This window comes from Bradyrhizobium sp. LCT2 (assembly GCF_009931255.1).
Classification (GTDB): Bacteria; Pseudomonadota; Alphaproteobacteria; order Rhizobiales; family Xanthobacteraceae; genus Bradyrhizobium; species Bradyrhizobium diazoefficiens.
Window position 1 is genome coordinate 5,362,684 of the sequence record NZ_CP034432.1, and the last position, 22,178, is coordinate 5,384,861.

A 22,178-nucleotide genomic window follows, 5' to 3' on the forward strand; every position below is an offset into this window, starting at 1 on the left:
CCTATCGCGGCCCCATTGCGGGATCAGCTTTTGAGGGTCTGTGCCTCGCGCCGGACCTCATTTGCAGATTTGCGATCGGGGGACCGAATGGCAGTCGACAAGATCACCTGGGACAGGGTCGGCCGGGTTACCGAGCCCGGACGCTACATGTACACGTTCGGCTGGCTCACCATCACCGCCGGCGATCTCGAGATCTGGAAGCAATACCCGCAGGCCGCGTTCACGCTGCTCGCGCAGCACGCCGAGCCGGACGAGTCCATCGGGGAGGAATTCCATCTCGGCGCCTTCGACATCGCCCCCGAGGCGGCGCCGCCGTTCACCACGCACTGAAGGCTGGCAGCGGCAGCCCCGATCGCCCTGCGCCAACGCGCCGATTCGAGCCTCCGCAAGCAACGCCTGGTAGGAGGCGCGGTCGCGCCGAGCGCAGGCCGCTGCAGGAACGCATGGCATGCACGTTGCTTGGCAATCGCCATGATCCATGTCGCCGCCGTCGATCAAGCCTTCCTGCTGCTGTTGATCGTGTTCTGCCTGGGCTCGTGTCTCGTGCGCGTCTTCTGGCAGCTGGAGCAGGTGCGGGCTCGCCGTACCGCCACATCGTCCCGCCGGCGCACAAGGAAGCGTGACTAGGCCGATCTACCCGGCCGCGCGTTGTTCTGGCGGACGACACGCCTGCCAGACTCGCCGCCGGGAGACGAGCATCGTGAATCGAAGAAACCGGTGCATTTCCTTGATTTGGCTTGCCAATCGCGGCCCGATCCTGGACATGCGATCGCGACTATCCAGGACCAACAGGCGCGTTGATGACAACAGGCCCGATACGCAATTGATTGTCGCTGCATTCGGTCCCTGCGGTGCGGATGAACGGGAGCTGTCACGCCCGTTAAGCGAGGCGACAGCAAGCGCATGACACATGGTCGCAGCGGTGATTGTAGATAAGCGGATCAAGGGAACCTATTTTCGGCGCCGATGTATCTGATTGAAGCTTTACCCACCGTCATCGGAACTGCCGCCATCGCCCCGGCGCTGCTGATGCTGTGGCTCGTCATTGCCGCCGAAGAGCGCCCGGGACCACCGGCCCAGGTCTGGACCGCGTTCCTGCTCGGCGCGGCCAGCATCTCGCTGCTGGGCCTCGCCCGCGCCCCCTTCGCCAAGATGGTTGCAGCCCCCGACAATCCCTGGGCGGCGCTGGCGATGCATTCGATCTTCGGCGTCGCGCTGCCCGAGGAGGCCGTCAAGGTGGTCGCCATCGTGCTGGTCTCCTCGACCAAGCGGCGGACCTTCGCCAATCCGATGGACACCGTGGTCTATGGCGCCGCGGTCGGCCTCGGCTTCGCCGCCTACGAGAACCTCGCCTATCTCGTCCAGCATGCCGAGATGTGGCGCTCGCTCGCCGCCTTGCGCAGCGTCCTCACCGTGCCGTTCCACGGCGCGCTCGGCATCATCGCCGGCGCTTACCTGACGATCGCCCGTGCCGGCACGGCGCTGGGCGCAAACCGGCACCATCGCGACTGGGCCCGTCTCTCCAGCCGCCTGCTGATCTTCGCCGGCCCGCTCGCGCTGCACTCGGCCTTCGACTTCCCGCTGCTGACCCTCCAGCGCATGCCGGATCTGGACCCGACGCTGCGGATGTGGCTGGGCGCCGCGAGCCTCCTGGTCGGCTTCAGCTCGATCGCCTTCGCCATCCGCCTGGTGCGGCGCGTCGCGCGCCACCACGCGCCCCGCACGGACGTTGCGCGGGAGCGGCTCAGCCAGTTGCGCCGGATGTGGGCGCTGCTGCTGGCCGGCGGCGGCGTCGGCTTTCTCGGCCTCGCCTTCGTGCTGACCTCGATCCACCACTGGCTGATCAACCCCGAGCGCAATCTGACGCTGGCCCTGATCCCGATCGGCTTCGTCTCGATCCTGCTCGGCCTCGCGCTTCTGATTGTCACAACGGCGATCTATATTCTCGGCCGCAACCGCATTCGCACCAGCGGCGAAGGTTTTTCGTCCGCGCACGGCGGCGGTTGAGCCGCGGGATGGCAAGCCCGCTGCGCGCATACTAGATTGAGCACATACCCTTCGATCCGGAGCCTGCCGATGACATCGCCTGAAGATCTTTCACGGCTGCAATCCGCGATGAGCAAGACTGTGAAGGCGCATTGGAAGGCCTTCCTGTTCGAGGGCATCCTGCTCGCCGTTCTCGGCGTCGCCGCACTGATCCTGCCACCGCTCGCAAGCCTTGCCATCGCGATCTTCCTCGGCTGGATGTTCTTGATCAGCGGCATCGGCGGGCTGATCGTGACCTATTGGGCGCGCAGCACGCCGGGCTTCTGGTGGTCGCTAATCTCGGCCGCGCTGGCCGTGCTTGCCGGCATGCTGCTGCTGGCGCGGCCGATGCAGGCCGTGCTGACGTTGACCATCGTGCTCGGTGCCTATTTCCTCGCCGAGGGCGTCGCCACCATCATGTACGCACTCGAGCACCGCCGCGAACTGAGCGGCCGCTGGTCGTGGCTCCTGATCTCCGGTCTCGTCGACATCGCGATCTCGTTCATGGTGATCACGGGGCTGCCAAGCTCGGCGGAATGGGCGATCGGCGTGCTCGTCGGTATCAACCTGCTGTTCGGCGGCGCCACCCTGATCGGCATGGCGCTGGCGGCACGCAACAGCAACACCTGAGGGGTCTCGTCGTCCGTCAAGCCGATTGGGGGGTGACAACCCGCCAATGGCACGCTATATGGCCTGCCATGATCACCGTTGCCACCAGCTATTTTTGGTACTTTAGCTACGACAGCTCGCTGGCGGCAGGAGGATCGCGCTCAATCTGAAATATTGAAGCAAACGTCCGAACAGCCGCCAGACCTGGCGGCTTTTTTATTGGCCGGCAGGTTCAACCAAGCAGGAGCCCGCCGTGCTGAGCACGACTGACGATCTTCGTATCCGTGAACTGAAAGAGCTGAGCACGCCGGATGAGGTGATGCGAGAGGTCCCGCGCACGCTCACCGCAACGCGTGTGGTGATGGCGGCGCGCAACGCCATCCATGCCATCCTCACCGGCCAGGACGACCGCCTGCTGGTGGTGGTCGGCCCGTGCTCGGTGCATGATCCCCGGGCCGCGCTCGACTACGCCGAGCGTCTGACAAAACTGCGCGAGGACCTCGCCGACCAGCTCGAGATCGTGATGCGGGTCTATTTCGAGAAGCCGCGCACCACCGTCGGCTGGAAGGGCCTGATCAACGACCCCGATCTCGACGGCAGCTTCGACATCAACAAGGGCCTGCGGCTGGCGCGCAACGTGCTGTCAGCGGTGAACAATCTCGGCCTCCCGGCCGGCGCCGAATTCCTGGACATGACGACGCCGCAATACATCGCCGACCTCGTGTCCTGGGCCGCGATCGGCGCGCGCACGACCGAGAGCCAGATCCATCGCGAGCTGGCCTCCGGGCTGTCCTGCCCGGTCGGCTTCAAGAACGGCACCGATGGCAATGTGCGGATCGCGGCGGACGCGGTGAAGTCGGCCTCGCATCCGCATCATTTCATGGCGGTGACCAAGCTCGGCCGCTCGGCGATCGCCTCGACCGCGGGCAACGAGGACTGCCACATCATCCTGCGCGGCGGCAGCACGCCGAACTACGATGCGGCAAGCGTCGCGGCGGCCTGCAACGAGCTGGCGAAATCCGGCGTCGCGCCGCTGGTGATGGTGGATGCGAGCCACGCCAATTCGAGCAAGAAGCCGGAAAACCAGCCGCTGGTCATGGCCGACATTGCCGGCCAGATTTCCGGTGGCGAGAACCGCATCATGGGCGTGATGATCGAGAGCAATCTCGTCGCCGGCCGCCAGGACGTGGTTCCAGGCAAGCCGCTCACCTACGGCCAGAGCATTACCGACGGCTGTATCGACTGGGCGACCACGGCAACTGTGCTCGAGCAGCTCGCCGATGCGGTCGAAATCCGGCGCAACGCCCAGCACGCGGGGCTGCACGAGCGCTCGGCGTAAGGCCAAAGCAAACGCGGGCGGGGCGAGCTGTCGCGCCCTGCCCGCACCGACGCGGCCTAGCAGCCGCGGCAGATGCTCTTGATCTTCTTGTCGAGCGCCTGGTTTTCCTTGCTGAGGGGATCGTTCGGGTCGCTCAAATTCTTCTCGTTCGGCACGTCTCCGGCGCGCGGCTGCCGATGACCGACGGGTGCAGGCGGCAAATTGCCCGCCGACGGTCCCGACGTGGTGGTCGATCCCTTGCTGCCGGTCTGCGCCACTGCCGCGCCGCCGAGCAAGATCACGAGCGACACGGCCACGATGATCCTCTTCATTTCCGTTCCTCCATGCTCAAACCGGCGTCCACTCCGTCACCACTCACGTCTCGGGCGGATAGAGATGAACGTCCCCGCAATAGTCCACGATACGATAGCGCGTTTCCGTCGCCGCTTCACGTGCGTCGGGTGCGGTATTTTGTGCCGCCAACACATAGTTCGGCCCCACCGGCGACTTGCCGGCACCCCCGGGAATGTCGATGACGTAGTCAGGCTGACAAAGTCCTGACACCCGTCCGCGCAGCTGCCGCATCAGCTCCTGCCCCTCCGCCAGCGTGGTGCGCAGATGCGCAGTGCCAGGTGCGAGATCGCCGTGATGCAGATAGTACGGCTTGATCCGGCATTCGACGAAAGCTCGCATCAAATCCGACAAGGCCGTGACGTTGTCATTGACGCCGCGCAAGAGCACGGACTGGCTGACCATGGGAATCCCGGCATCGACGAGCCGCGCGCAGGCTGCGCGGGCGCCTTCCGTGAGCTCGCGTGCATGATTGGCATGCAGCGCAACCCAGGTGGTCGCGCCCGCAACCTTCAGCGCTGCGACCATCTCGTCGCTGACGCGCGCGGGGTCGGCGACGGGCACGCGGGTGTGAAGGCGGATGATCTTGACGTGATCGATGCCGGCGAGATCGGCCATGATCTCGCTCATGCGGCGCGGCGACAGCATGAGGGGATCGCCGCCGGTCAGGATCACCTCCCAGATCTCGTCGTGCGCGCGGATGTAATCAATGGCAGCACAATAAGCGCTGTCCGAGAGCGCGTTGTCCTTGCCGGGGCCGACCATCTCGCGGCGGAAGCAGAAGCGGCAATAGACCGCGCAGACGTGAACGAGCTTGAACAGCACGCGATCGGGATAGCGGTGCACGATGCCCGGGACCGGCGAATGCGGGTGATCTCCGATCGGATCGGCGCTCTCGCCCGGCTGCATCTCGAGCTCCGCGGCGGTCGGCACGAACTGGCGGGCGATGGGATCGTCAGGATCGGATGTGTCGATCAGCTCGACCAGCGCCGGCGTGATCGCGACCGCATAGCGCGCGGCAACGCGCTCCAGTGCGGGCAGCGCCGCGGCAGGCGCGAGGTGCTCGGCCACGAGCTCGGCCGGCTCGCGCAAGGTGCGTGCAAGATTGGTCTTCGTCATGTTTCACTTAGCGTTTCATTTGCGGGCGGCGTCCACACCACCTGATCAATCCGCGTTGCGCCGCTGGCCAGCATCACCAGCCGGTCGAAGCCGAGCGCGACGCCGCTCGCCTCCGGCATTGCGGCGACCGCGGCCAGAAAGTCCTCGTCCAGCGGATAGGCTTCGCCATAGCGGCGCTGCTTCTCCGCCATCGATTCGGTGAAGCGCCGGCGCTGCTCTTCGGCGTCGGTCAGTTCGCCAAAACCGTTGGCGAGTTCGACGCCGCAGGCATAGACCTCGAACCGTTCGGCGACCCTGGGATCGCCGGCCTTCACGCGCGCCAGTGCCGCCTCGGGAGATGGGTATTCGAACAGAATGGTCAAACGCCCCTGTCCCAGATGCGGCTCAACATGCTCGACCAGAACCTTGCTGAAGATGTCCGACCAGGTGTCGTCCCCGGCCACGCGGATCTTGCCGCCGGCCATTTGGGCGAGCGCGGCACGGTTACCCTCGTCACCCGAGATTGTCGACAGCAGATCGATGCCGGCGAACCGTTCGAAGGCGCCTGCGACCGTCAGGAGCTCCGGCTCGGCGAAGGGATCGGCGGTCCGGCCGCGGAAGGAGAAGGTCCCGATCCCGGTCGCCTGCGCCGCGCGGGCGATGACCACGACGGTGTCGGCCATGATGGCGTCATAAGGCGCACCGGCCCGGTACCATTCCAGCATGGTGAATTCGGGCAGATGCAGGTCGCCGCGCTCGCGGTCACGGAACACCCGGGCGAACTCGAAGATTCGGGGCTCGCCGGCCGCCAGCAGCTTCTTGCAGGCAAATTCCGGGGAGGTCCGCAGGTAGCGGCTGGCCCGGCTGCCGTCGGGCCGCACGATCTCGGTCCGGGGGGCGTGCAGATGGGTCTCATTGCCCGGGGAGACCTGAAGAACGGAGGTTTCGACCTCCATGAAGCCCTGCTCGGCGAAAAAGCCCCGTAAAGCCCCGGTCACGGCTCCCCTCGCCTGGAGGAACGGCCGCCGGTCGAGGTGGCGCTCGGGCGACCAGAACGGCGAAATCGGCTTGTCCCCAGCCATTAACCGACCACCCCAGCCATCAGCAAAGTGCTGGCATCCAACGGCAAAATCAGTATGTTGCGGCCCGAAACGGGCGCCGAGGTCTGATTTGAGGCCCCAAGTCCCCCATCAATTTGACCACGTCCTGGCCGGAGCCGGGCCAAGCAAGCAGGAAATACAGCTTTGAGAGTCATCGCCAGTTCTATTCGCAAGGGCAACGTGATCGAGCAAGACGGCAAGCTCTATGTCGTCGTGAGCGCCGAGAACATCCATCCCGGCAAGGGCACCCCCGTCAGCCAGATCGAAATGCGCCGAATCTCGGACGGGGTAAAGATCTCCGAGCGCTACAAGACCACCGACCAGGTCGAAAAGGCGACGATCGAAGAGCGCAACTTCACCTTCCTCTATGAAGACGGTGACGGCTACCACTTCATGAACCCTGAGACCTACGACCAGGTCCAGGTCTCCAAGGACGTGGTCGGCGACGCGGCCGCCTATCTTCAGCCAGACATGACCGTCAAGCTGTCGACCCACGACGTCAACGTGGTCTCGCTCGCGCTGCCGCAGCGCGTGACGCTGGAAGTGGTGGAGACCGAGCCGGTGACCAAGGGCCAGACCGCCTCGTCTTCCTACAAGCCCGCGGTGCTTTCCAACGGCATCCGCACCACCGTGCCGCCGCACATCGCCGTCGGCACCCGCATCGTGGTGATGACCGAGGACGGCTCCTACTCCGAGCGCGCCAAGGACTAAGCCAGGGATCGAGGATCGGAACAGGTGCCGCCGGGGGGCGAGACAGTGGATAGGAAGAGTTTCCGCTTCGTCTCGCTTCTTTTGGCGTCGCTGTCGCTCCTCACCGCCACTCCGCTCGCTGCGGACGAATTCCGCAGCCCCTCGCTCACGGCCCTGCGCGTCGATTGGCGCGCAGCGCTCGACCAGCTCCGCACCGAGATCAACAGCCACCCCCGGGCCGCGGACGATTTCATCTTCGTGCCTCGCCGTTCCGTGCCGCGCTACGATCCGCGCGCGATGCCGGCGCTGGTGCAGCTCAACGCAATCTCCTCCCAATTCTTCACCGGCATTGCCCGCAGCTCCGTGCCCGTGCTGCTGCCGTTCGACGCCGGCGCCTATCGCGAGGCCCAGCGCAACGGCGCACCGCCGAGCCTGTCGCTGTCGCGCTATCAGGCTGATTTCAACCCCGTCGATATGTTCGACGCCGGCCCCGCCGGATATAGCGCGAGCTTCTCGCTCGAACCCGGCGCCGGTGACGGCATGCCGACGCGTGTCTTCGCAAGACCCGTCGAGGTGCAGATCACGGGCTCTGCGCTGCTCTATGACATCGCCGATCCCGCCGGCGGCAAGGGTGAGCCGGTCAAGCCGCTTGCAGCCCATTATCCGGACCTGCGCAGGTTCATCCGCGAAGGCTATGTGCGCTACGCCTTCACTCGGTTCGGCGTCGCCTATGTCGTCTCCATCCAGTGCCTGGACAGTGTCGCAAAACCGCGGCGGCTTGCCTGCAAGGAGGCCTATCCGGTTGCCGAACGCTTCCTGAAGGCGCTGCGCGTCGCCGGCGGCCAGCGCATGCGGCCGCTGATGGACGTTGCCTCCGACATCATCGATCGTCCTTCAGGGCGCTCGGCCGATTTCAGCTACCGGCCGAGCGGCGACATCATCCCGAACACCGGCTACCGCAACAAGAGCGGCCATCCGGACGTGATGGCCTATGCGCAGATCCGCTTCCCGCTGGAGAAGGCGCCCGCTTTCGTGCGCTCGCAATCCTACGGCAGGCGCGACAAGAACGAGAGTCCGACGGCCTACCCCTGGCGCGACAATTTCTGCGAGTCCCGCAGCTTCGAAGTCGGGCAATGCGGCGGCGGGTACGGCCACCAGGGCGAGGACATCCGCGCCGCCGAGTGCCCGCCGCCCGGCGAAGGTCGCGCCCCCTGCGATCCCAAGCAGCGCGCCGTCGTCGCCGTGCGCGACGCCATCGTGATCCGCGCGTCCAAGGACCAGGCCGCGACGCTCGAGATCAACAGCCGCACCGAGCACATGCGCTTCCGCTACATGCACATGAACCCGCAGGTGATGAACGCCGACGGCGTGCTCAACGGCCGCATCGTGACCGAAGGCGAGAAGATCGGCGTGGTCTCGAACTATCTCGACCATCCCGCCGGCACGTCGATGCATCTGCATTTCGACGTCCAGGTGTTCACCCGCGACGGCTGGATCTGGGTCAGCCCCTACGTCACGCTGGTCTCCGCCTATGAGCGGCTGATCCGTGCCCGCGGCCGCGAGGTCGGCCCGGAGATCGCGGGCGGCCCGCAGCCTGTGGCACATGCGCTGCCTGAGGACGTGATCAAGCCGGATCAGCGCGAGGGCTCGAGCAGCGAGGAGAATTGAGGCAACTCGCGCCTCACCACGCGGCGCGCCTCGATGACGATCTCATGACGCCCCTTTCGGCGCACGAGGCTTAAGCGGATCGGCGTCCCGACCTCCCCGAACGACCCGGCCTTCTCTGGCCCCAGAATTGCTTGGCTTCCGCAAGCAAACTGGAGAAAGGGAAGCACATGCGTTGTCTTACCACGGCGGTCATCGTGGCCGTCGCATTCGCCGTGCCGGCTCATACGCAGGAATTGACCGGTACGCTGAAGAAGATCAAGGAGACCGGCGCGATCACGCTCGGGGTGCGCGACAGTGCAGTGCCCTTCAGCTATATCGACGAGAAGCAGAAGACCGTCGGCTACGCCATCGACATCTGCATGAAGATCGTCGAGGAGATCAAGGCCGAGTTGAAGCTGGACAAGCTCGCGGTCAACGAGAACCTCGTCACCTCGTCCAACCGCATTCCACTGATGGCGAACGGCACCATCGACCTCGAATGCGGCTCGACGACCAATAACGCCGACCGCCAGAAGCAGGTGTGGTTCACCAACACGCATTTCCTCACGGCGAGCCGCTTCGTGTCGAAGAAGGCTTCGAAGCTCGATCAGGTCGATGACCTCAAGGGCAAGGCCGTCGTCTCGGTCGCGGGCACCACCAACATCACCCAGCTCAACAAGGCCAACGCCGCGCGCGCGCTCGGGATCAACGTCATGAATGCAAAGGACGTCCCCGAGGCGTTCCTGATGGTCGAGACTGACCGGGCCGAGGCCTTCGTCATGGACGACATCCAGCTCGCGGCCATGATCGCCTCAGCGAAGGATCCGTCGCTCTACGCCATCAGCTCCGGCGCCTTCTCCGATCCGGAGCCCTACGGCATCATGCTGCGCAAGGACGACGCACAGTTCAAGGCCGTGGTCGATCGTGCCACGGCAAAACTCTACAAGAGCCCGGAGATCGAGAAGATCTACAACAAATGGTTCATGGAGCCGGTGCCGCCGCGCGGCCTGAACTTCCACGTGCCGATGCCGGTGTCGATGAAGAAGTCGTTCGAGCACCCGTCCGACAATCCCGATCCGGCGTCGTATGGTGGCTGACGAGATCGCGGAGCACGCCGATCGTATAGTCGGGATGCGCGAAGCGACATCCGGGATGTTCACGACAACTGTTCCCGGGTGTCGCTTCGCTCGCCCGGGCTACGAACTAGTCCAGAAACGTCGTTAGCTGCGCGCCCTCGTCCGCCACGAACACCGCGATCAATTCCGCCGGCTGCGTGGCGCTGGCATTCGCCGACACCAGATGCGTCGCGCCGGGCGGCTCGAAGAAGGACTGGCCGACGCCAAACGTCTCGACCGGGCCGCCACCGAGCTGGGAGCGGATCTCGCCCTTGGTGACGTAGGCGGTCACCGAGCCCGCGTGGCGATGCGGCCGCGTAAATCCGCCGGGGCCGTAGAAAACGCGCACGATGGTCACGCGCTTGCCCGGCACGTTCGGCAATGCATAGGAGCCGATCGGCTCGACCTTGTCGAGCGGCGAACTCTCCGCGGCTGTCGCGCAGAGCGGCGCGAGCGCGCCGGATACGGTCTCCATCGTCAGCGGCAGCGCCTTGCCGATCGCGAGTGCGCAGGCGAGCCCGCCGACAACGGCCAGCGCCATTGAACGCGACGGCACCGGGCGTTGCGTGGTGGCCAGACTCATTGCTGTCATGACAACCTCCCCGTTTTCCCTGATGGCAATCAGGATGCGGCGGCATTCGTTGCGACCGGCCGCTTCGCCGGCGTCCAGCGATAGGCCGCGCCAAACCGGTTCCAGACGTTGATCGAGGCGACCGCCGAGGTCAGGTACATCAGCTCGGACTCGGAGAATTCGCTGGTCACTTCCGCGTAGACCTCGTCGCTGACGCCGTCGGGCAGGAAGGTCAGGGCTTCGGTCCAGGCCAATGCCGCACGCTCGCGCGCCGAGTAGATCGGTGCCTCGCGCCAGACCGCGACCAGATTGAGCTTGTCCACCGGCACGCCGATGCGCTCCGAGAGCAGGATATGATGCTGCACGCAGAAGGCGCAGCCGTTGATCTGCGAGGCGCGCAACTTGACCAGCTCGAGAAGCTGCTTGTCGAGGCCGGCCTTGGCCGCAGCCTGGCCCAGCGCCAGCACCAGATCATACGCATCGGGCGCGATCCGCTTGAAATCCTCATATTCGCTGCGGGCGTGTGACATTGCCGTGCACCTCATGTTATTGTAAGAGTACTTATACTGTATAAGAGCTCTTATATGCCGCGCAAGGCCGCTGACTTCACAAGATCGAAAAGCCCGCGGAAGGCCTCCGCCGCTTCCGACGGGAGTGCGGTCCGCGTGCCCGCCCCGGGGGAAGGCAAACGCGGCGAGCAAGGCTATCTCGGCTATCTGCTGCGCCAGGCCCATGCCGCGGTCCGCCTGACGATGGAACGGACGCTCGCCGATCTCGGCGTGACCTCGCCGCAATTTGCCGTGCTGACAATGCTGAACGCCTATCCGGGCCTGTCGGGCGCCGACGTCGCCCGCCTCACCTTCCTGACGCCGCAGACGGTCGGCGTCATCATCCGCAACCTCGAACGCGACGGCGCGATTGCGATGACGCCTCATCCCGTCCACGGCCGCATCCAGCAATGGACGCTGACGCCGCGCGGCGCGACGCTGCTCAAGGCTTGCCGGGATCGGGTAATCGCGCTGGAGAAGCGCATCGCCCGGAATCTGGATAGCAAGGCGGAAACAACGGTCCGGCGCTGGCTCGCCGGAATCGCGGCCGATTTGCAGGACGACTAGACCGCGCCGGGACTAGCCCTGGTCGCCGAAGCCTCCGTCGCCGCCATCGGCATCCGACAAGTCGCCGACGGCGCCATCGCCCTGAATGCCTCGGCCAAAGTTTTCCGCAATGATCATCAGGATCACGACGAACAGCCCTGCGCCGAACGGCCAGGGATTGGCACGGATGATGTCGAACAGCTCCCGCATGCGCGCATTCTGCATGACAAGAGCGAGCCGACCGTAAAGCGGCTGACCGAAAAATCGGGGAACGTGCGGCGGGGCGCCTGTTCCCTACGTTCCAGGAACCGGCTCACAGGAGCCTTGTTTCCCGCTACAATGTGTCCATGAAACAAGCTGATTCCTCGCCCACCCGCCGCACCTTGCTGAAATCCGCGCTCGGCGCGGCAGCCTTCGCCGCGTCACCCACCTACGCCCTCGCCACGCCGCCAGGCTTCGACGAATGGCGCGAGAGCTTTCGCGCACGCGCAATGGCGAAGGGCATTTCGGCCGCGACCTGGCAGCGCGCGATGGCGCGGGTCGAGCCCGACATGAGCGTGTTCAAGCAGATGCGCAACCAGCCCGAATTCCACGAGCAGGTCTGGCAATACATCAACCGCCGCGTCTCCGACTGGCGCATCATCAACGGCAAGATCGCGCTGAAGAACAACGAGGCCCTGCTCGCCCGCATCGAGCGCGACTTCGGCGTCGAGCGCGGCACGCTGCTGGCGCTGTGGGGCGTCGAGTCCGCTTATGGCGATCCGCTGGTGCAGCAGAACCACATGACGCCGGTGTTTCCCTCGCTCGCCGCGCTCGCCTGGAACGAGCCGCGCCGCAAGGCCTATTGGGAGACCGAGCTGATCAACGCGCTACGCATCGTCGACAAGGGCTGGAGCACGCCGGAGGAGATGAAGGGCTCCTGGGCCGGTGCGATGGGGCATTCGCAATGGATGCCCGAAGTCTGGCTCAATGTCGGCATCGACTATGACGGCGACGGCAAGGTGTCGCCATTCGGCAAGCCCGACGACGCGCTGGGCTCGACGGCAAAGTACCTCGTCAATCGCGGCAAGTGGCGCCGCGGCGAGCATTGGGGCTACGAGGTGCGCGCATCCGGCGACATGAGCGGCAGCCGCACCTATGCGGCATGGCAGGCCGCCGGCGTCACCCGCGCCGACGGCCAGCCGTTTCCGCAAGCCTCCGCGACCGCACAGATCTGGACGCCGGTCGCAGGCGGACCGACCTTCCTGCTGGGGCCCAATTTCTACTCGGTGAAGAGCTACAATCCCTCGATGAACTATGCGCTGGCGATCTGCCATCTCGGCGACCGCTGCCTCGGCGCACCGCCTTTCATCCAGCCCTTCCCCGGCTCCGAGCGTGCGCTGACGCTGGCCGAAGTGCAGGAGATGCAGACGCGACTGACCAAGGCCGGGTTCGACACCGGCGGCACCGACGGCCGCGTCGGCAACGACACCATGAAGGCGATCAAGGATTTCCAGCAACGCGCGGGGATCACGCCGGCGGACGGCTATGGCGGGCTGAAGGTGCTGGCGCGGCTGCGGCAGGGGTCGTAGGAGCTGGTCATTCCGGGGCGCGCGAAGCGCGAACCCGGAATCCATCGTGCAGCAAGCGACGCAGAAAAATGGATTCCGTGCTCGCGCCAAGTGGCGCGCCCCGGAATGACACTGTGGGTGACGCGCCCCCTGCCTCAGTGCCTGTACTGCGGCTCCTCGGCATCAAGCTGTCTACGGATCGCAGCCAGGTGCAACCGCGCGGATTCGGAATCGCCCTCGCGCATCTGCTTGTAGGTCTCGGCCGCAATCGCGGGATCGACGGGCAACACCTTGCGCCCCGTCGACATCGCCAGCACCTGCACCTCGGCGGCGCGCTCGAGGTAGTAGAGATCGTCCCAGGCTTCCGCGATGGTCGGCGCCAGCACCATCACGCCGTGATGCTTCATGAAGACGATGTCGGCATCGCCGACGGCGGATGCGATCCGCGCGCCTTCGCGGTTGTCGAGCGCAAGGCCGTTGTAGTCGCGGTCGACCGCGGTGCGGCCGTAGAATTTCAGCGCGGTCTGCCCCGCCCAGATCAGGGGATCGCCCTCGGTCATCGACAGCGCGGTGGCGTAGGGCATGTGGGTGTGGAACGCGACCTTGGCGCGCGGCAGGCGCTTGTGCATCTCGGCGTGGATGTAGAACGCCGTTGCCTCGGGTACGCCCTCGCCGTCGAGCACGTTGCCGTGGAAGTCGCAGATCAAGAGCGTTGACGCGGTCAGCTCGCGGAAGGCGTAGCCGTAGGGGTTGACGAGGAACAGGTCGTCGTGGCCCGGCACCACGGCCGAGAAGTGGTTGCAGATGCCCTCCTCAAAGCCGTTGCGCGCGGCCATGCGGAAGCAGGCGGCGAGATCCTCGCGCGCGGTGCGGATCGCGTCGGTGGCAAGGTCCGGCCGGTTCGAGCGGAATGGCGCCGGCGTGGATGACGAGGAGTGAAGGCTGTGCGCCATGGCGAAGGACACCTTTGTCGGTCGAGAGCTGCCCGCCTTGTACAGGGCCGACGCCTGCGCGTCAGCCCCCGCGGGCGCCACCCTGCCCTTCGCAGCCCGCGCGGCGGCTTATTGCCGCCGCGGCACGCCGCCGGCGTTCATACCGCCGTCGATCACGAGCTCGCTGCCGGTGACGTAACGCGAGGCATCTGACGCCAGATACAGCACGCCGGAGGCAATCTCCGCGGCCTGCCCGGCGCGGGCAAGCGGCGTGACGCCCCGGGCCCGTTCCTCCGGATCGATCGGCGCATTGCCCTGGTTGCCGGTCGCCCCCGTCGGGATCTTGCCCCAGATCGGAGTGTCGATGATGCCGGGATGAACGGAATTGACGCGAATGCCATCGCCCACGGCCGCGCACTCCATCGCGATCGATTTCGCAAACAGCCGCACGCCGCCTTTGGTCGCCGAATAGGCCGACAACCCCGGCGCGCCGCGCAGGCCCGCCAGCGAGGACATCATGACGATCGAGCCGCCGCCGGTCTTGCGCATCAAAGGCAGGCAATGCTTGACCGAGAGAAACACGCCGTCGAGGTTGATCGCGTTCTGCCTGCGCCAGTCACCGAGCGTCATGTCGACGATCGAGGGCACGGCAATGCCGATGCCGGCATTGGAGACCATGATGTCGAGCTGGCCGTAGCGCTTGGCGATCTCGGCGACGATCTCGATCCAGCGTTCCTCGCTGCTGACGTCCTGCTCCAGGAAGATCGCCTTGCCGCCGGCCTTTGTGATGCGCTTGGCGAGCTCGGGGCCGCGCAACTCGTCGACGTCGGTTGCGATGACGGTGGCGCCCTCGCGCGCGAACAGCTCGACGATCGCCTCGCCGATGCCGGAGGCGCCGCCCGTCACCAGCGCGACCTTGCCCTCAACCTGCCCTGCCATGTTCACTCCCTTTTCTTGTTGTTTGAGGCCGCTACTTAATCACGGATGGCCCCTGGTCCGGTAGCGCGACGTCGATGACGCGGAACTGCACACGCTCGGCGCCCTGATAGCGGTCGACCGACAACGATCCCGCGACATGCAATTGCTGACCGCGATTGGCGACCAACGCGTTGCCGAGTTTTTGTCCGACCGAACGGAAGGCGATGCCGTTGACGATGGCGCCATCGCCGGACTTGAAGCGCAAACGCAGATGCGCCTGGCCGACCTCATCGGCATAGACGAGCTGATGCGCCGGCAGCGCCAGCACGGCTTCCGGATTGCCGCTGCCAAAGGGCCCTGCGCGGTTGAGCGTCGCCGCAAGCTCCGTCGTCACTGCGCGCGCAGAGACGGCGCCGTCGATATAGAGCTCGTTGACGTGGCGCGCCTGGGCGACGTCGCGCGCCAGCGCATTTTCAAGATAGGCGCGGAATTCGGCGAGCTTCTCCTTGCGCAGCGTCACGCCCGCGGCCATCGCATGGCCGCCGCCTTTGAGCAGGATGCCGTCGGAGACCGCCTGCCGCACCGCCTTGCCGATGTCGACGCCGGCGATCGAGCGGCCCGAGCCGGTGCCGATGCCGCCGGGCTCGAGTGCAATCGCAAAGGCGGGCCGCGAAAACTTCTCCTTCAGACGGGAAGCGACGAGGCCAACCACGCCGGGGTGCCAGCCTTCGGACGCCGTGACGATGACGCCGAGCTTGTCCTCCAGTCCGATCGAGGCCAGCGCCTCGGCCTCGGCTTGCGCTTCCGCGGCCTGCTCGATGACACGGCGTTCGGTGTTGAGGCGATCGAGTTCAGCCGCGATCCGCGCGGCTTCGACGCTGTCGCCTTCGAGCAAGAGCCGCACGCCGAGATCGGCGCGGCCGATCCGGCCGCCGGCATTGACCCGCGGCCCCAGCATGAAGCCGAGATGCCAGGCCTCCGGCGGGCCGTTGAGCCGCGCCACGTCCATCAGCGCGGTGTGGCCGACATGATCGCGCCGCCGCATCGCGATCAGCCCCTTGGCGACGAAGGCGCGGTTGAGTCCGATCAATGGCGCGACATCGGCGACCGTGCCGAGCGCGACGTGATGCAGCATGCCCAAAAGGTCTGGCTCGGGCACCTCCGCATTCCAGAAGCCACGCTGGCGCAGCTCGCGGTTCACCGCGACCAGCGTCACCAGCACGAGGCCCACGGCGGCGAGATGGCCAAGGCCCGAGAGATCGTCGAGCCGGTTCGGATTGACCAGTGCGTCGACCACCGGCAGCTCCGTGCCGGCCTGATGATGATCGATCACGACCACGGACATGCCGAGGCGCTTGGCCTCAGCCAGCGGCTCGATGCTGGTGGTGCCGCAATCGACGGTGACGAGCAGCGTGGCGCCCTTCGCCGCCAGCCCCCGAACGGCTTCGACGTTCGGGCCGTAGCCCTCGAAGATCCGGTCGGGAATGTGGATCAGCGGATCGAGCCCGCAATGGCGCAGGTGCCAGGCCAGCAGCGCCGCCGAGGTCGCGCCATCCACATCGTAGTCGCCGAAGATCGCGACCTTCTCGCCCTTCGCCGCGGCATCGGCGATGCGCTTTGCGGCGGCCTCCATCTCCGTCACCGTGAAGGGGTCCGGCATGAGCTTGCGGATGGTCGGGTCCAGAAAGTCCGGCACCGCGTCGATATCGACCCCGCGCCCCGCCAGAACCCGCGCCAGCAGTTCCGGCAACTGGTGCCGCTGCACAATGGCGAGCGCCTGGGCCGCCCCGCGGGCGTCCAGCCGGTCGCGCCAGAGCTTGTCGGTGAGCGAGCGCGTCACCCCCAGGAACGCCTGGGGCGCTTCGACGGGCAAGGCGGTGGCGGGCGGCGTCATAACGAGCGGCAATCTGTTGGGAACTCGAGGTTCGGGCGAACACGCGAGGCGCCCGGTCACTGGCTTAAGGGGATTGGCCAGGAAACCCCGGCGATTTGCAACGGCTGGGGGGCACAAAGCAGTGGATGGCCGGCCGACAGGCCGGAGTGACTACCATTTAGGCATTTCGCCGGACAGCAAATTAAGCGGGCGTTAGGCGGAATCCTCGAAAAAGAATCGTATTCGATCTGTAAGCGATTGTTCCGGGTTCATTGCAGATCAGGCCTCATTGCCAAGGGAACTCCCCGATGTCTGCTGCGCTGGGTCTGAAAGCCAAGCCGATTGCCGCCGAACCCGCTGACGACGATTCCGACATTTCCGCGCTGATCAATCGCCTCACCGCGGAGGTCAACCAGATCGCGGTCGACAAGACCAAGGCGATCCAGCAGATCACCAACCAGATGAAGATGCTGGCGCTGAACGCGCTGATCGAGAGCTCGCGCGCCGGCGCGCAAGGTGCGGGCTTCGCGGTGGTGGCGCAGGAGGTGCGCGGCGTCGGCCAACAGGTCGAGACCATCGCGCGCGAGCTCGAAACCCAATTGACGAAGCGCACCGGCGATCTCGTCGCCTCGATCGACCGCATGAGCCAGCGCTCGCGCGGCGAGCGCATGGTCGACCTGTCGCTCAATGCGGTCGAACTGATCGACCGCAACCTCTATGAGCGCACCTGCGACGTGCGCTGGTGGGCGACCGACTCCGCCGTGGTGGATTGCGCGGCCTCGCCTGCTCCGGCGGCAGTCACCTACGCCTCGCAGCGCCTCGGCGTCATCCTCGGCGCCTACACCGTCTATCTCGACCTCTGGCTCTGCGACCTCGACGGCAACGTCATCGCCAATGGCCGCGCCGACCGCTTTCGCGTCGTCGGCCAGAACATCGCCCACACCAAATGGTTTCGCGAGGCGCGGACGTTGCGCTCCGGCGACGACTATGTCGCCGGCGACGTCGAGAACCAGCCGCTGCTCGGCAACGCGCAGGTCGCGACCTATTGCGCCAGCGTCCGCGCCGGCGGCCAGGCCAACGGCTCGCCGATCGGCGTGCTCGCCATCCATTTCGACTGGGAGCCGCAGGCCCGCGCCATCGTCCAGGGCGTGCGCGTCGGCGACAGCGACAAGGCGCGCGTGCTGCTGGTCGACTCCAATTTCCGCGTGATCGCGGCCTCCGACGGCCATGGCATTTTGAGCGAGCGCATCTCGCTGTCGCTGAACGGCCAGCGCTCCGGCTTCTATCACGACCGCTCGAGCACGATGATCGCGTTCCATGCGACACCCGGCTACGAGACCTATCGCGGCCTCGGCTGGTATGGCGTGATCATCTGCGGAGCCTGAGGCCAGGATCCGTCCGCTCGATAAAAAATCGCAAAACAACCCCATACACAGTAACCGAGCGTTGTTTTCATTAGTGTTTTGCCCGCAGCTCAAGCTGTTTTGACGCGTCGGGCAAAACAGTGGCATTATTCGACTATTCCGAAATCCGAAAACGCGCTCGTTGCCTTGGGCCGGCGACCGCCGTGTGAGCGGCCCCTCACTTGGCGCCCTCCACAAAGGCGACCGGCGTGCCTTTCGCGACGCTCCCAGCGACGCGTTCGGCGTCCCAGTTGGTGAGACGCACGCAGCCGTGAGATTCCGCTTTGGAAATCTTGTCCGGCGATGGCGTGCCGTGAATGCCGTAGCCTTCGGCGGACAAGTTGATCCACACCGTTCCAACCGGATTGTTCGGACCTGGCTTGATGGTAAAGGGCTTGCGCGAACGGACGCCCTTGAAGTGATAGGCGGGATTGTAGCGATAGAGCGGATTCTTGCTGACTTCGGTGACCTTGAGCGTGCCTGAGGGCGACGGCTTGTCCTCGCTTCCCACAGTCGCCGGATAAAATCCGATCATCGCATTCGACTTGTCGAACAGTTTGACGGTCTGCCTGACCTTGTCGACCTCGACCCTGTCTGCCTTCGCAGGCGCCCCCTCTCCCGCACTGGCAGTGTCCACCACGACGATGGTGTCGCCGGCGCGATCAAAACGACGCCCGGGGTTGAGCGCCGCCAGGAGCTGCTCGCTCATGTGAAATTTCTCGGCCAGGGCTTCGCGCGGACTGGTGAAGCCGAGCTTCGGGATGTCCTTCATGTCCTCCATCTTCGACGGCAGCTTGTTCAGGAAAGGACCCGCCACGTCCCGCTCGGTGATGGTGTAGGTCAGCGTGACCGGCCGCTCGTCCGCCCGCAGCGCCTTCCAAACCTCCTCCGTCGGAGCCTCCGAGCCCGGCAACTGCCGGGCTTCCGCATAGGCGCGTAGCGCCTTCTTCGCATTCTCCCCGAACCTGCCGTCGATCTCGCCGGGCGAGAAATGCGCCCTGTCCAGAAGCACTTGCAACCGCACGCCCGCCGGAGTCGGCTTTTCGTTCGAGAGAGTCTTCTTCGATGGCTCGGCGGACTCGATGACGGCCGGGCTGATCTCGGCCGCGAACGCGGGTGCTGCCGCCAGAACAAGGATCAGAACGATGCAGAATACCCGGGCGCGATCGACCGACCGGGCGCTCATCATCGTCCTTCGCGACCCGCGATCGCCCATGTGCCAGCTCCGGGATGGAGACATTCACCGAATTGGCAACTCGGAGCGACCACGGAAGTTTCTAGTTTTTCCCGAGGGCGACTGGCGCAGCCGACGAGCTAGTGCCCGTGGTCGATCACCCAGCACGGCGCCCGGCCATCTCCGCCGCGAGCAGCAGCGCGGCGCGGCTGGCGCCGATCGATGCGATGCCCTGGCCTGCGATGTCGTAGGCGGTGCCGTGCGCGGGCGTGCAGATCGGGAATGGAAAGCCGCCGAGCAAGGTCACGCCGCGATCGAAGCCCATCAGCTTCATCGCGATCTGGCCTTGGTCATGATACATCGTCAGCACCGCGTCGAAGGCGCCGCCCTTGGCGCGCAGGAACACGGTGTCGGCCGGGAACGGCCCCTCCGCGGCAATGCCCTCGCGCTGGCCGGCCGCGACCACCGGCTCAATCATGTCGATCTCCTCGCGGCCGAAATTGCCGCCGTCGCCGGCGTGAGGATTGAGACCCGCAACCGCAATGCGCGGGCGCGCAAAGCCGGCGTTGCGCATGCAAGCATCGGTCAGTTTCAGCGCGCGGTGGATGCGTTCGCTGGACAGCTTTGCAGCCACATCCCTAAGCGGGATGTGGGACGTGACCCGCGCGTTCCAGAGCCGGTCCAGCACGTTGAACTCGCTGGCCGGCGTCTGGAGGCCGACCACCTCCGCGGAAAACGCGATCTCGTCGTCATACTCGGCGCGGGCAAGGCGCATCGCCTGCTTATTGAAGGGGGTGAAGCAGACCGCATCGACGCGGCCGTCGCGGCCGAGTTCGAGCGCGTGCCGGTAATTGGTCAGCGCGAATTTTCCGCCGGCAAGCGTCGCGGTCTTCGGCTCGACGTCCCTGGGGTCGAGGTGGCGAAGATCGACAAACAGCGCGTCGCCCTGCGCGATCGAAGGTCGGCCCCCTGCTCCACCATGGTCAGGTCCGGCTTGACGCCCGCAACGTGCGCGCCCTCGTCGAAGATGCGGCGGTCGCCGATCACCACGAGCCGGCAGCTCGCGCGGATGTCGCCCTCCACCACGAGCTTCGCCGTCAGCTCCGGGCTGATGCCGGCGGGATCTCCCATCGCCAGTGCAATGAGCGGCTTTGCGGTCATATGATCACCTTCTCCTGAGCTGTCGTCTCATTCCTGTCGGATGGCGTGGGCTTGCGCAGCAAACGCGCGAGCTGCAACGCGAGCGGAAGCAGCAGCAGCGCGATGCCGGCCACGATCAGGCACGTCACCAGCTTGTTCGCAAAGAAGATCCCGAGCGATCCCTTCGACATCAGCATCGACTGCCGGAACGCATCCTCGGCCTTGTCGCCGATGACGATCGCGAGCACCAGCGGCGCCAGCGGATAGAACAGCTTCTTGAAGAGATAGCCGACGACACCGAAGCCAAGCATCATCACCACGTCGAGATAGGAGTTCGACACCGAATAGGCGCCGACGACGCAGATGATCACGATCAGGGGCGCGATGACCACGAACGGGATTCGCATCAAGGCGGCGAAGACCGGAACGGTCAGCAGCACCAGCGCAACCGCGACGATGTTGCCGACATACATCGAGGCGATCAGGCCCCAGACAAAATCCTTCTGGTCGACGAACAGCATCGGCCCTGGATTGAGGCCCCAGATCATGAGCCCGCCCATCATGACGGCCGCGGTCGCCGAGCCTGGAATGCCGAGCGAGAGCATCGGCAGCAGCGCGCTGGTGCCCGCGGCATGATCGGCCGTCTCCGGCGAGATGATGCCTTCGACCTCGCCGGTGCCGAAATATCGGCCGCGGCGCGAGAAGCGGCGGGCGATGCCGTAGCTCATGAAGGATGCGGCGGTCGGGCCGCCCGGCGTGATCCCCATCCAGCACCCGATCGCGGCGCTCCGCAGCAGCGCAACGCTATGCCGCGGAAGGCGGCCGACTGCGCGAAACACCTCGCGCCAATCGATCTTCGAGGAGACGGCGCGGGCATGGAATTCCTCCTCGACGGCAACCAGCAGTTCGCCGATGCCGAACAGACCCATCACCGCGACGACGAAGTTCACCCCCTTGACCAGCTCGTCGATGCCCATGGTCAGCCGGACGCTGCCCGAGACGGTGTCGATGCCGATGGCGGCGATCGCAAAGCCGATCGCGAGCGCCACGACGGTCTTGATCGGGGCCGCCCCGCCCATGCCGACGAAACTCGCAAAGGCCAGGAAATAGACCGCAAAATATTCCGCCGGCCCGAAGGCGAGCGCGACCTGCGCCACCCAGGATGCGAGGAAGGTGATCAGGATGACGCCGACCAGCGCGCCGAACGCAGCCGAACCAAAGGCGGTCGCGAGTGCCGTCGTCGGCCGGCCGTCCCGCGCCATCGGATAGCCGTCGAAGGTGGTTGCGACAGAGGACGGCTCGCCGGGAATGTTGAACAGGATCGAGGTCACCGAGCCGCCGAACAGCGCGCCCCAGTACATGCTGGAGAGCAGGATGATCGCCGACACCGGCTGCATGCCGAAGGTCAGCGGCAGGAGCAGCGACACCCCGTTCGGCGCGCCCAGCCCCGGCAGCACGCCGACGAGAATGCCGAGCAGCACGCCGACCGCCATCAGCAGCAGATGCGGCACGGTGATCGCGATGGTGAAGCCGTGCAGGAGTTCCCCAAGATTGTCCATCGGCCTCTCCG

Annotated in this window: 22 protein-coding genes and 1 pseudogene; 11 read left to right on the forward strand and 12 right to left on the reverse strand. The window is 65.8% G+C overall.

Going from position 1 to position 22,178, the window contains the following annotated elements:
* Positions 1 to 87 precede the first annotated feature (87 nt).
* From EI171_RS25775 to EI171_RS25790, 5 genes are all read left to right on the forward strand, one after another.
* Positions 88 to 330, forward strand: a complete 243-nt coding sequence (locus tag EI171_RS25775) for a hypothetical protein (RefSeq protein WP_038967122.1) — start codon at positions 88 to 90, stop codon at positions 328 to 330.
* A gap of 141 nt (positions 331 to 471) precedes the next feature.
* Positions 472 to 627: a hypothetical protein gene (locus tag EI171_RS44925; RefSeq protein ID WP_202633014.1), complete on the forward strand. Its 156-nt coding sequence runs from the start codon at positions 472 to 474 to the stop codon at positions 625 to 627.
* Positions 628 to 966: 339 nt separating this feature from the next.
* Positions 967 to 2,007, forward strand: a complete 1,041-nt coding sequence (locus tag EI171_RS25780; RefSeq protein WP_011087163.1) for a PrsW family glutamic-type intramembrane protease — start codon at positions 967 to 969, stop codon at positions 2,005 to 2,007.
* A 69-nt stretch (positions 2,008 to 2,076) separates the two neighbouring features.
* Positions 2,077 to 2,655 carry an HdeD family acid-resistance protein gene (locus EI171_RS25785; RefSeq protein ID WP_011087162.1) on the forward strand — a complete coding sequence of 193 codons (579 nt, stop codon included), beginning with the start codon at positions 2,077 to 2,079 and terminating at the stop codon, positions 2,653 to 2,655.
* Between the two features lie 232 nt (positions 2,656 to 2,887).
* The gene (locus EI171_RS25790) at positions 2,888 to 3,973 is read left to right on the forward strand and encodes a 3-deoxy-7-phosphoheptulonate synthase (RefSeq protein ID WP_161535016.1); all 1,086 of its coding nucleotides are present in this window, start codon (positions 2,888 to 2,890) and stop codon (positions 3,971 to 3,973) included.
* A gap of 56 nt (positions 3,974 to 4,029) precedes the next feature.
* Here the strand turns inward: EI171_RS25790 and EI171_RS25795 are convergent, their stop codons facing one another.
* From EI171_RS25795 to epmA, 3 genes are read right to left on the reverse strand one after another with little or no spacing between them, the layout of a single operon-like run.
* The gene (locus tag EI171_RS25795; protein ID WP_028171306.1) at positions 4,030 to 4,284 is read right to left on the reverse strand and encodes a hypothetical protein; all 255 of its coding nucleotides are present in this window, start codon (positions 4,282 to 4,284) and stop codon (positions 4,030 to 4,032) included.
* Positions 4,285 to 4,327: 43 nt separating this feature from the next.
* On the reverse strand, positions 4,328 to 5,422 hold the full coding sequence (locus EI171_RS25800) for a lysine-2,3-aminomutase-like protein (RefSeq protein WP_161535017.1): 1,095 nt from the start codon (positions 5,420 to 5,422) through the stop codon (positions 4,328 to 4,330).
* Positions 5,419 to 6,483 (reverse strand): EF-P lysine aminoacylase EpmA, encoded by a 1,065-nt coding sequence (gene epmA, locus EI171_RS25805; protein WP_028171304.1) that lies wholly within the window; start codon positions 6,481 to 6,483, stop codon positions 5,419 to 5,421. The genes EI171_RS25800 and epmA overlap by 4 nt, the downstream gene beginning before the upstream one ends.
* 162 nt (positions 6,484 to 6,645) lie before the next feature.
* Here epmA and efp point away from each other — a divergent pair, with 162 nt between their 5' ends.
* From efp to EI171_RS25820, 3 genes are all read left to right on the forward strand, one after another.
* Positions 6,646 to 7,212 carry an elongation factor P gene (gene efp, locus EI171_RS25810; protein WP_011087158.1) on the forward strand — a complete coding sequence of 189 codons (567 nt, stop codon included), beginning with the start codon at positions 6,646 to 6,648 and terminating at the stop codon, positions 7,210 to 7,212.
* Positions 7,213 to 7,236: 24 nt separating this feature from the next.
* The gene (locus EI171_RS25815; protein ID WP_011087157.1) at positions 7,237 to 8,859 is read left to right on the forward strand and encodes a peptidoglycan DD-metalloendopeptidase family protein; all 1,623 of its coding nucleotides are present in this window, start codon (positions 7,237 to 7,239) and stop codon (positions 8,857 to 8,859) included.
* 167 nt (positions 8,860 to 9,026) lie between these two features.
* Positions 9,027 to 9,935: an amino acid ABC transporter substrate-binding protein gene (locus tag EI171_RS25820; RefSeq protein WP_161535018.1), complete on the forward strand. Its 909-nt coding sequence runs from the start codon at positions 9,027 to 9,029 to the stop codon at positions 9,933 to 9,935.
* Between the two features lie 106 nt (positions 9,936 to 10,041).
* Here EI171_RS25820 and EI171_RS25825 read toward each other — a convergent pair whose 3' ends face one another.
* On the reverse strand, positions 10,042 to 10,545 hold the full coding sequence (locus tag EI171_RS25825; protein ID WP_028171302.1) for a cupin domain-containing protein: 504 nt from the start codon (positions 10,543 to 10,545) through the stop codon (positions 10,042 to 10,044).
* A 29-nt stretch (positions 10,546 to 10,574) separates the two neighbouring features.
* Positions 10,575 to 11,054: a carboxymuconolactone decarboxylase family protein gene (locus tag EI171_RS25830; protein ID WP_028171301.1), complete on the reverse strand. Its 480-nt coding sequence runs from the start codon at positions 11,052 to 11,054 to the stop codon at positions 10,575 to 10,577.
* A gap of 54 nt (positions 11,055 to 11,108) precedes the next feature.
* Here EI171_RS25830 and EI171_RS25835 point away from each other — a divergent pair, with 54 nt between their 5' ends.
* The gene (locus tag EI171_RS25835) at positions 11,109 to 11,639 is read left to right on the forward strand and encodes a MarR family winged helix-turn-helix transcriptional regulator (protein WP_161535019.1); all 531 of its coding nucleotides are present in this window, start codon (positions 11,109 to 11,111) and stop codon (positions 11,637 to 11,639) included.
* A gap of 12 nt (positions 11,640 to 11,651) precedes the next feature.
* Here EI171_RS25835 and EI171_RS44930 read toward each other — a convergent pair whose 3' ends face one another.
* Entirely contained in the window at positions 11,652 to 11,828 is a 177-nt protein-coding gene (locus EI171_RS44930) for a hypothetical protein (RefSeq protein WP_166466011.1), read from the reverse strand.
* Positions 11,829 to 11,965: 137 nt separating this feature from the next.
* Here EI171_RS44930 and EI171_RS25840 point away from each other — a divergent pair, with 137 nt between their 5' ends.
* On the forward strand, positions 11,966 to 13,189 hold the full coding sequence (locus EI171_RS25840; RefSeq protein ID WP_161535020.1) for a lytic murein transglycosylase: 1,224 nt from the start codon (positions 11,966 to 11,968) through the stop codon (positions 13,187 to 13,189).
* 134 nt (positions 13,190 to 13,323) lie between these two features.
* Here EI171_RS25840 and EI171_RS25845 read toward each other — a convergent pair whose 3' ends face one another.
* The 3 genes from EI171_RS25845 to recJ form a co-directional block, all read right to left on the reverse strand.
* A complete protein-coding gene (locus EI171_RS25845; RefSeq protein ID WP_161535021.1) occupies positions 13,324 to 14,121 on the reverse strand; it encodes an aldolase in 798 nt (265 codons plus the stop codon).
* Positions 14,122 to 14,229: 108 nt separating this feature from the next.
* The gene (locus EI171_RS25850) at positions 14,230 to 15,039 is read right to left on the reverse strand and encodes an SDR family NAD(P)-dependent oxidoreductase (RefSeq protein ID WP_161535022.1); all 810 of its coding nucleotides are present in this window, start codon (positions 15,037 to 15,039) and stop codon (positions 14,230 to 14,232) included.
* A gap of 31 nt (positions 15,040 to 15,070) precedes the next feature.
* Positions 15,071 to 16,912 (reverse strand): single-stranded-DNA-specific exonuclease RecJ, encoded by a 1,842-nt coding sequence (recJ, locus tag EI171_RS25855; RefSeq protein ID WP_161537078.1) that lies wholly within the window; start codon positions 16,910 to 16,912, stop codon positions 15,071 to 15,073.
* Positions 16,913 to 17,199: 287 nt separating this feature from the next.
* Here recJ and EI171_RS25860 point away from each other — a divergent pair, with 287 nt between their 5' ends.
* The gene (locus EI171_RS25860; protein ID WP_161535023.1) at positions 17,200 to 18,276 is read left to right on the forward strand and encodes a methyl-accepting chemotaxis protein; all 1,077 of its coding nucleotides are present in this window, start codon (positions 17,200 to 17,202) and stop codon (positions 18,274 to 18,276) included.
* 196 nt (positions 18,277 to 18,472) lie between these two features.
* Here EI171_RS25860 and EI171_RS25865 read toward each other — a convergent pair whose 3' ends face one another.
* From EI171_RS25865 to EI171_RS25875, 3 genes and pseudogenes are all read right to left on the reverse strand, one after another.
* On the reverse strand, positions 18,473 to 19,480 hold the full coding sequence (locus EI171_RS25865) for a L,D-transpeptidase family protein (RefSeq protein WP_161535024.1): 1,008 nt from the start codon (positions 19,478 to 19,480) through the stop codon (positions 18,473 to 18,475).
* 145 nt (positions 19,481 to 19,625) lie between these two features.
* Positions 19,626 to 20,629 (reverse strand): annotated as a pseudogene (locus tag EI171_RS25870) (4-hydroxythreonine-4-phosphate dehydrogenase PdxA).
* Positions 20,626 to 22,167: a tripartite tricarboxylate transporter permease gene (locus tag EI171_RS25875; protein WP_028171292.1), complete on the reverse strand. Its 1,542-nt coding sequence runs from the start codon at positions 22,165 to 22,167 to the stop codon at positions 20,626 to 20,628. Before EI171_RS25875 ends, EI171_RS25870 begins: the two are co-directional and overlap by 4 nt.
* Positions 22,168 to 22,178 lie beyond the last annotated feature (11 nt).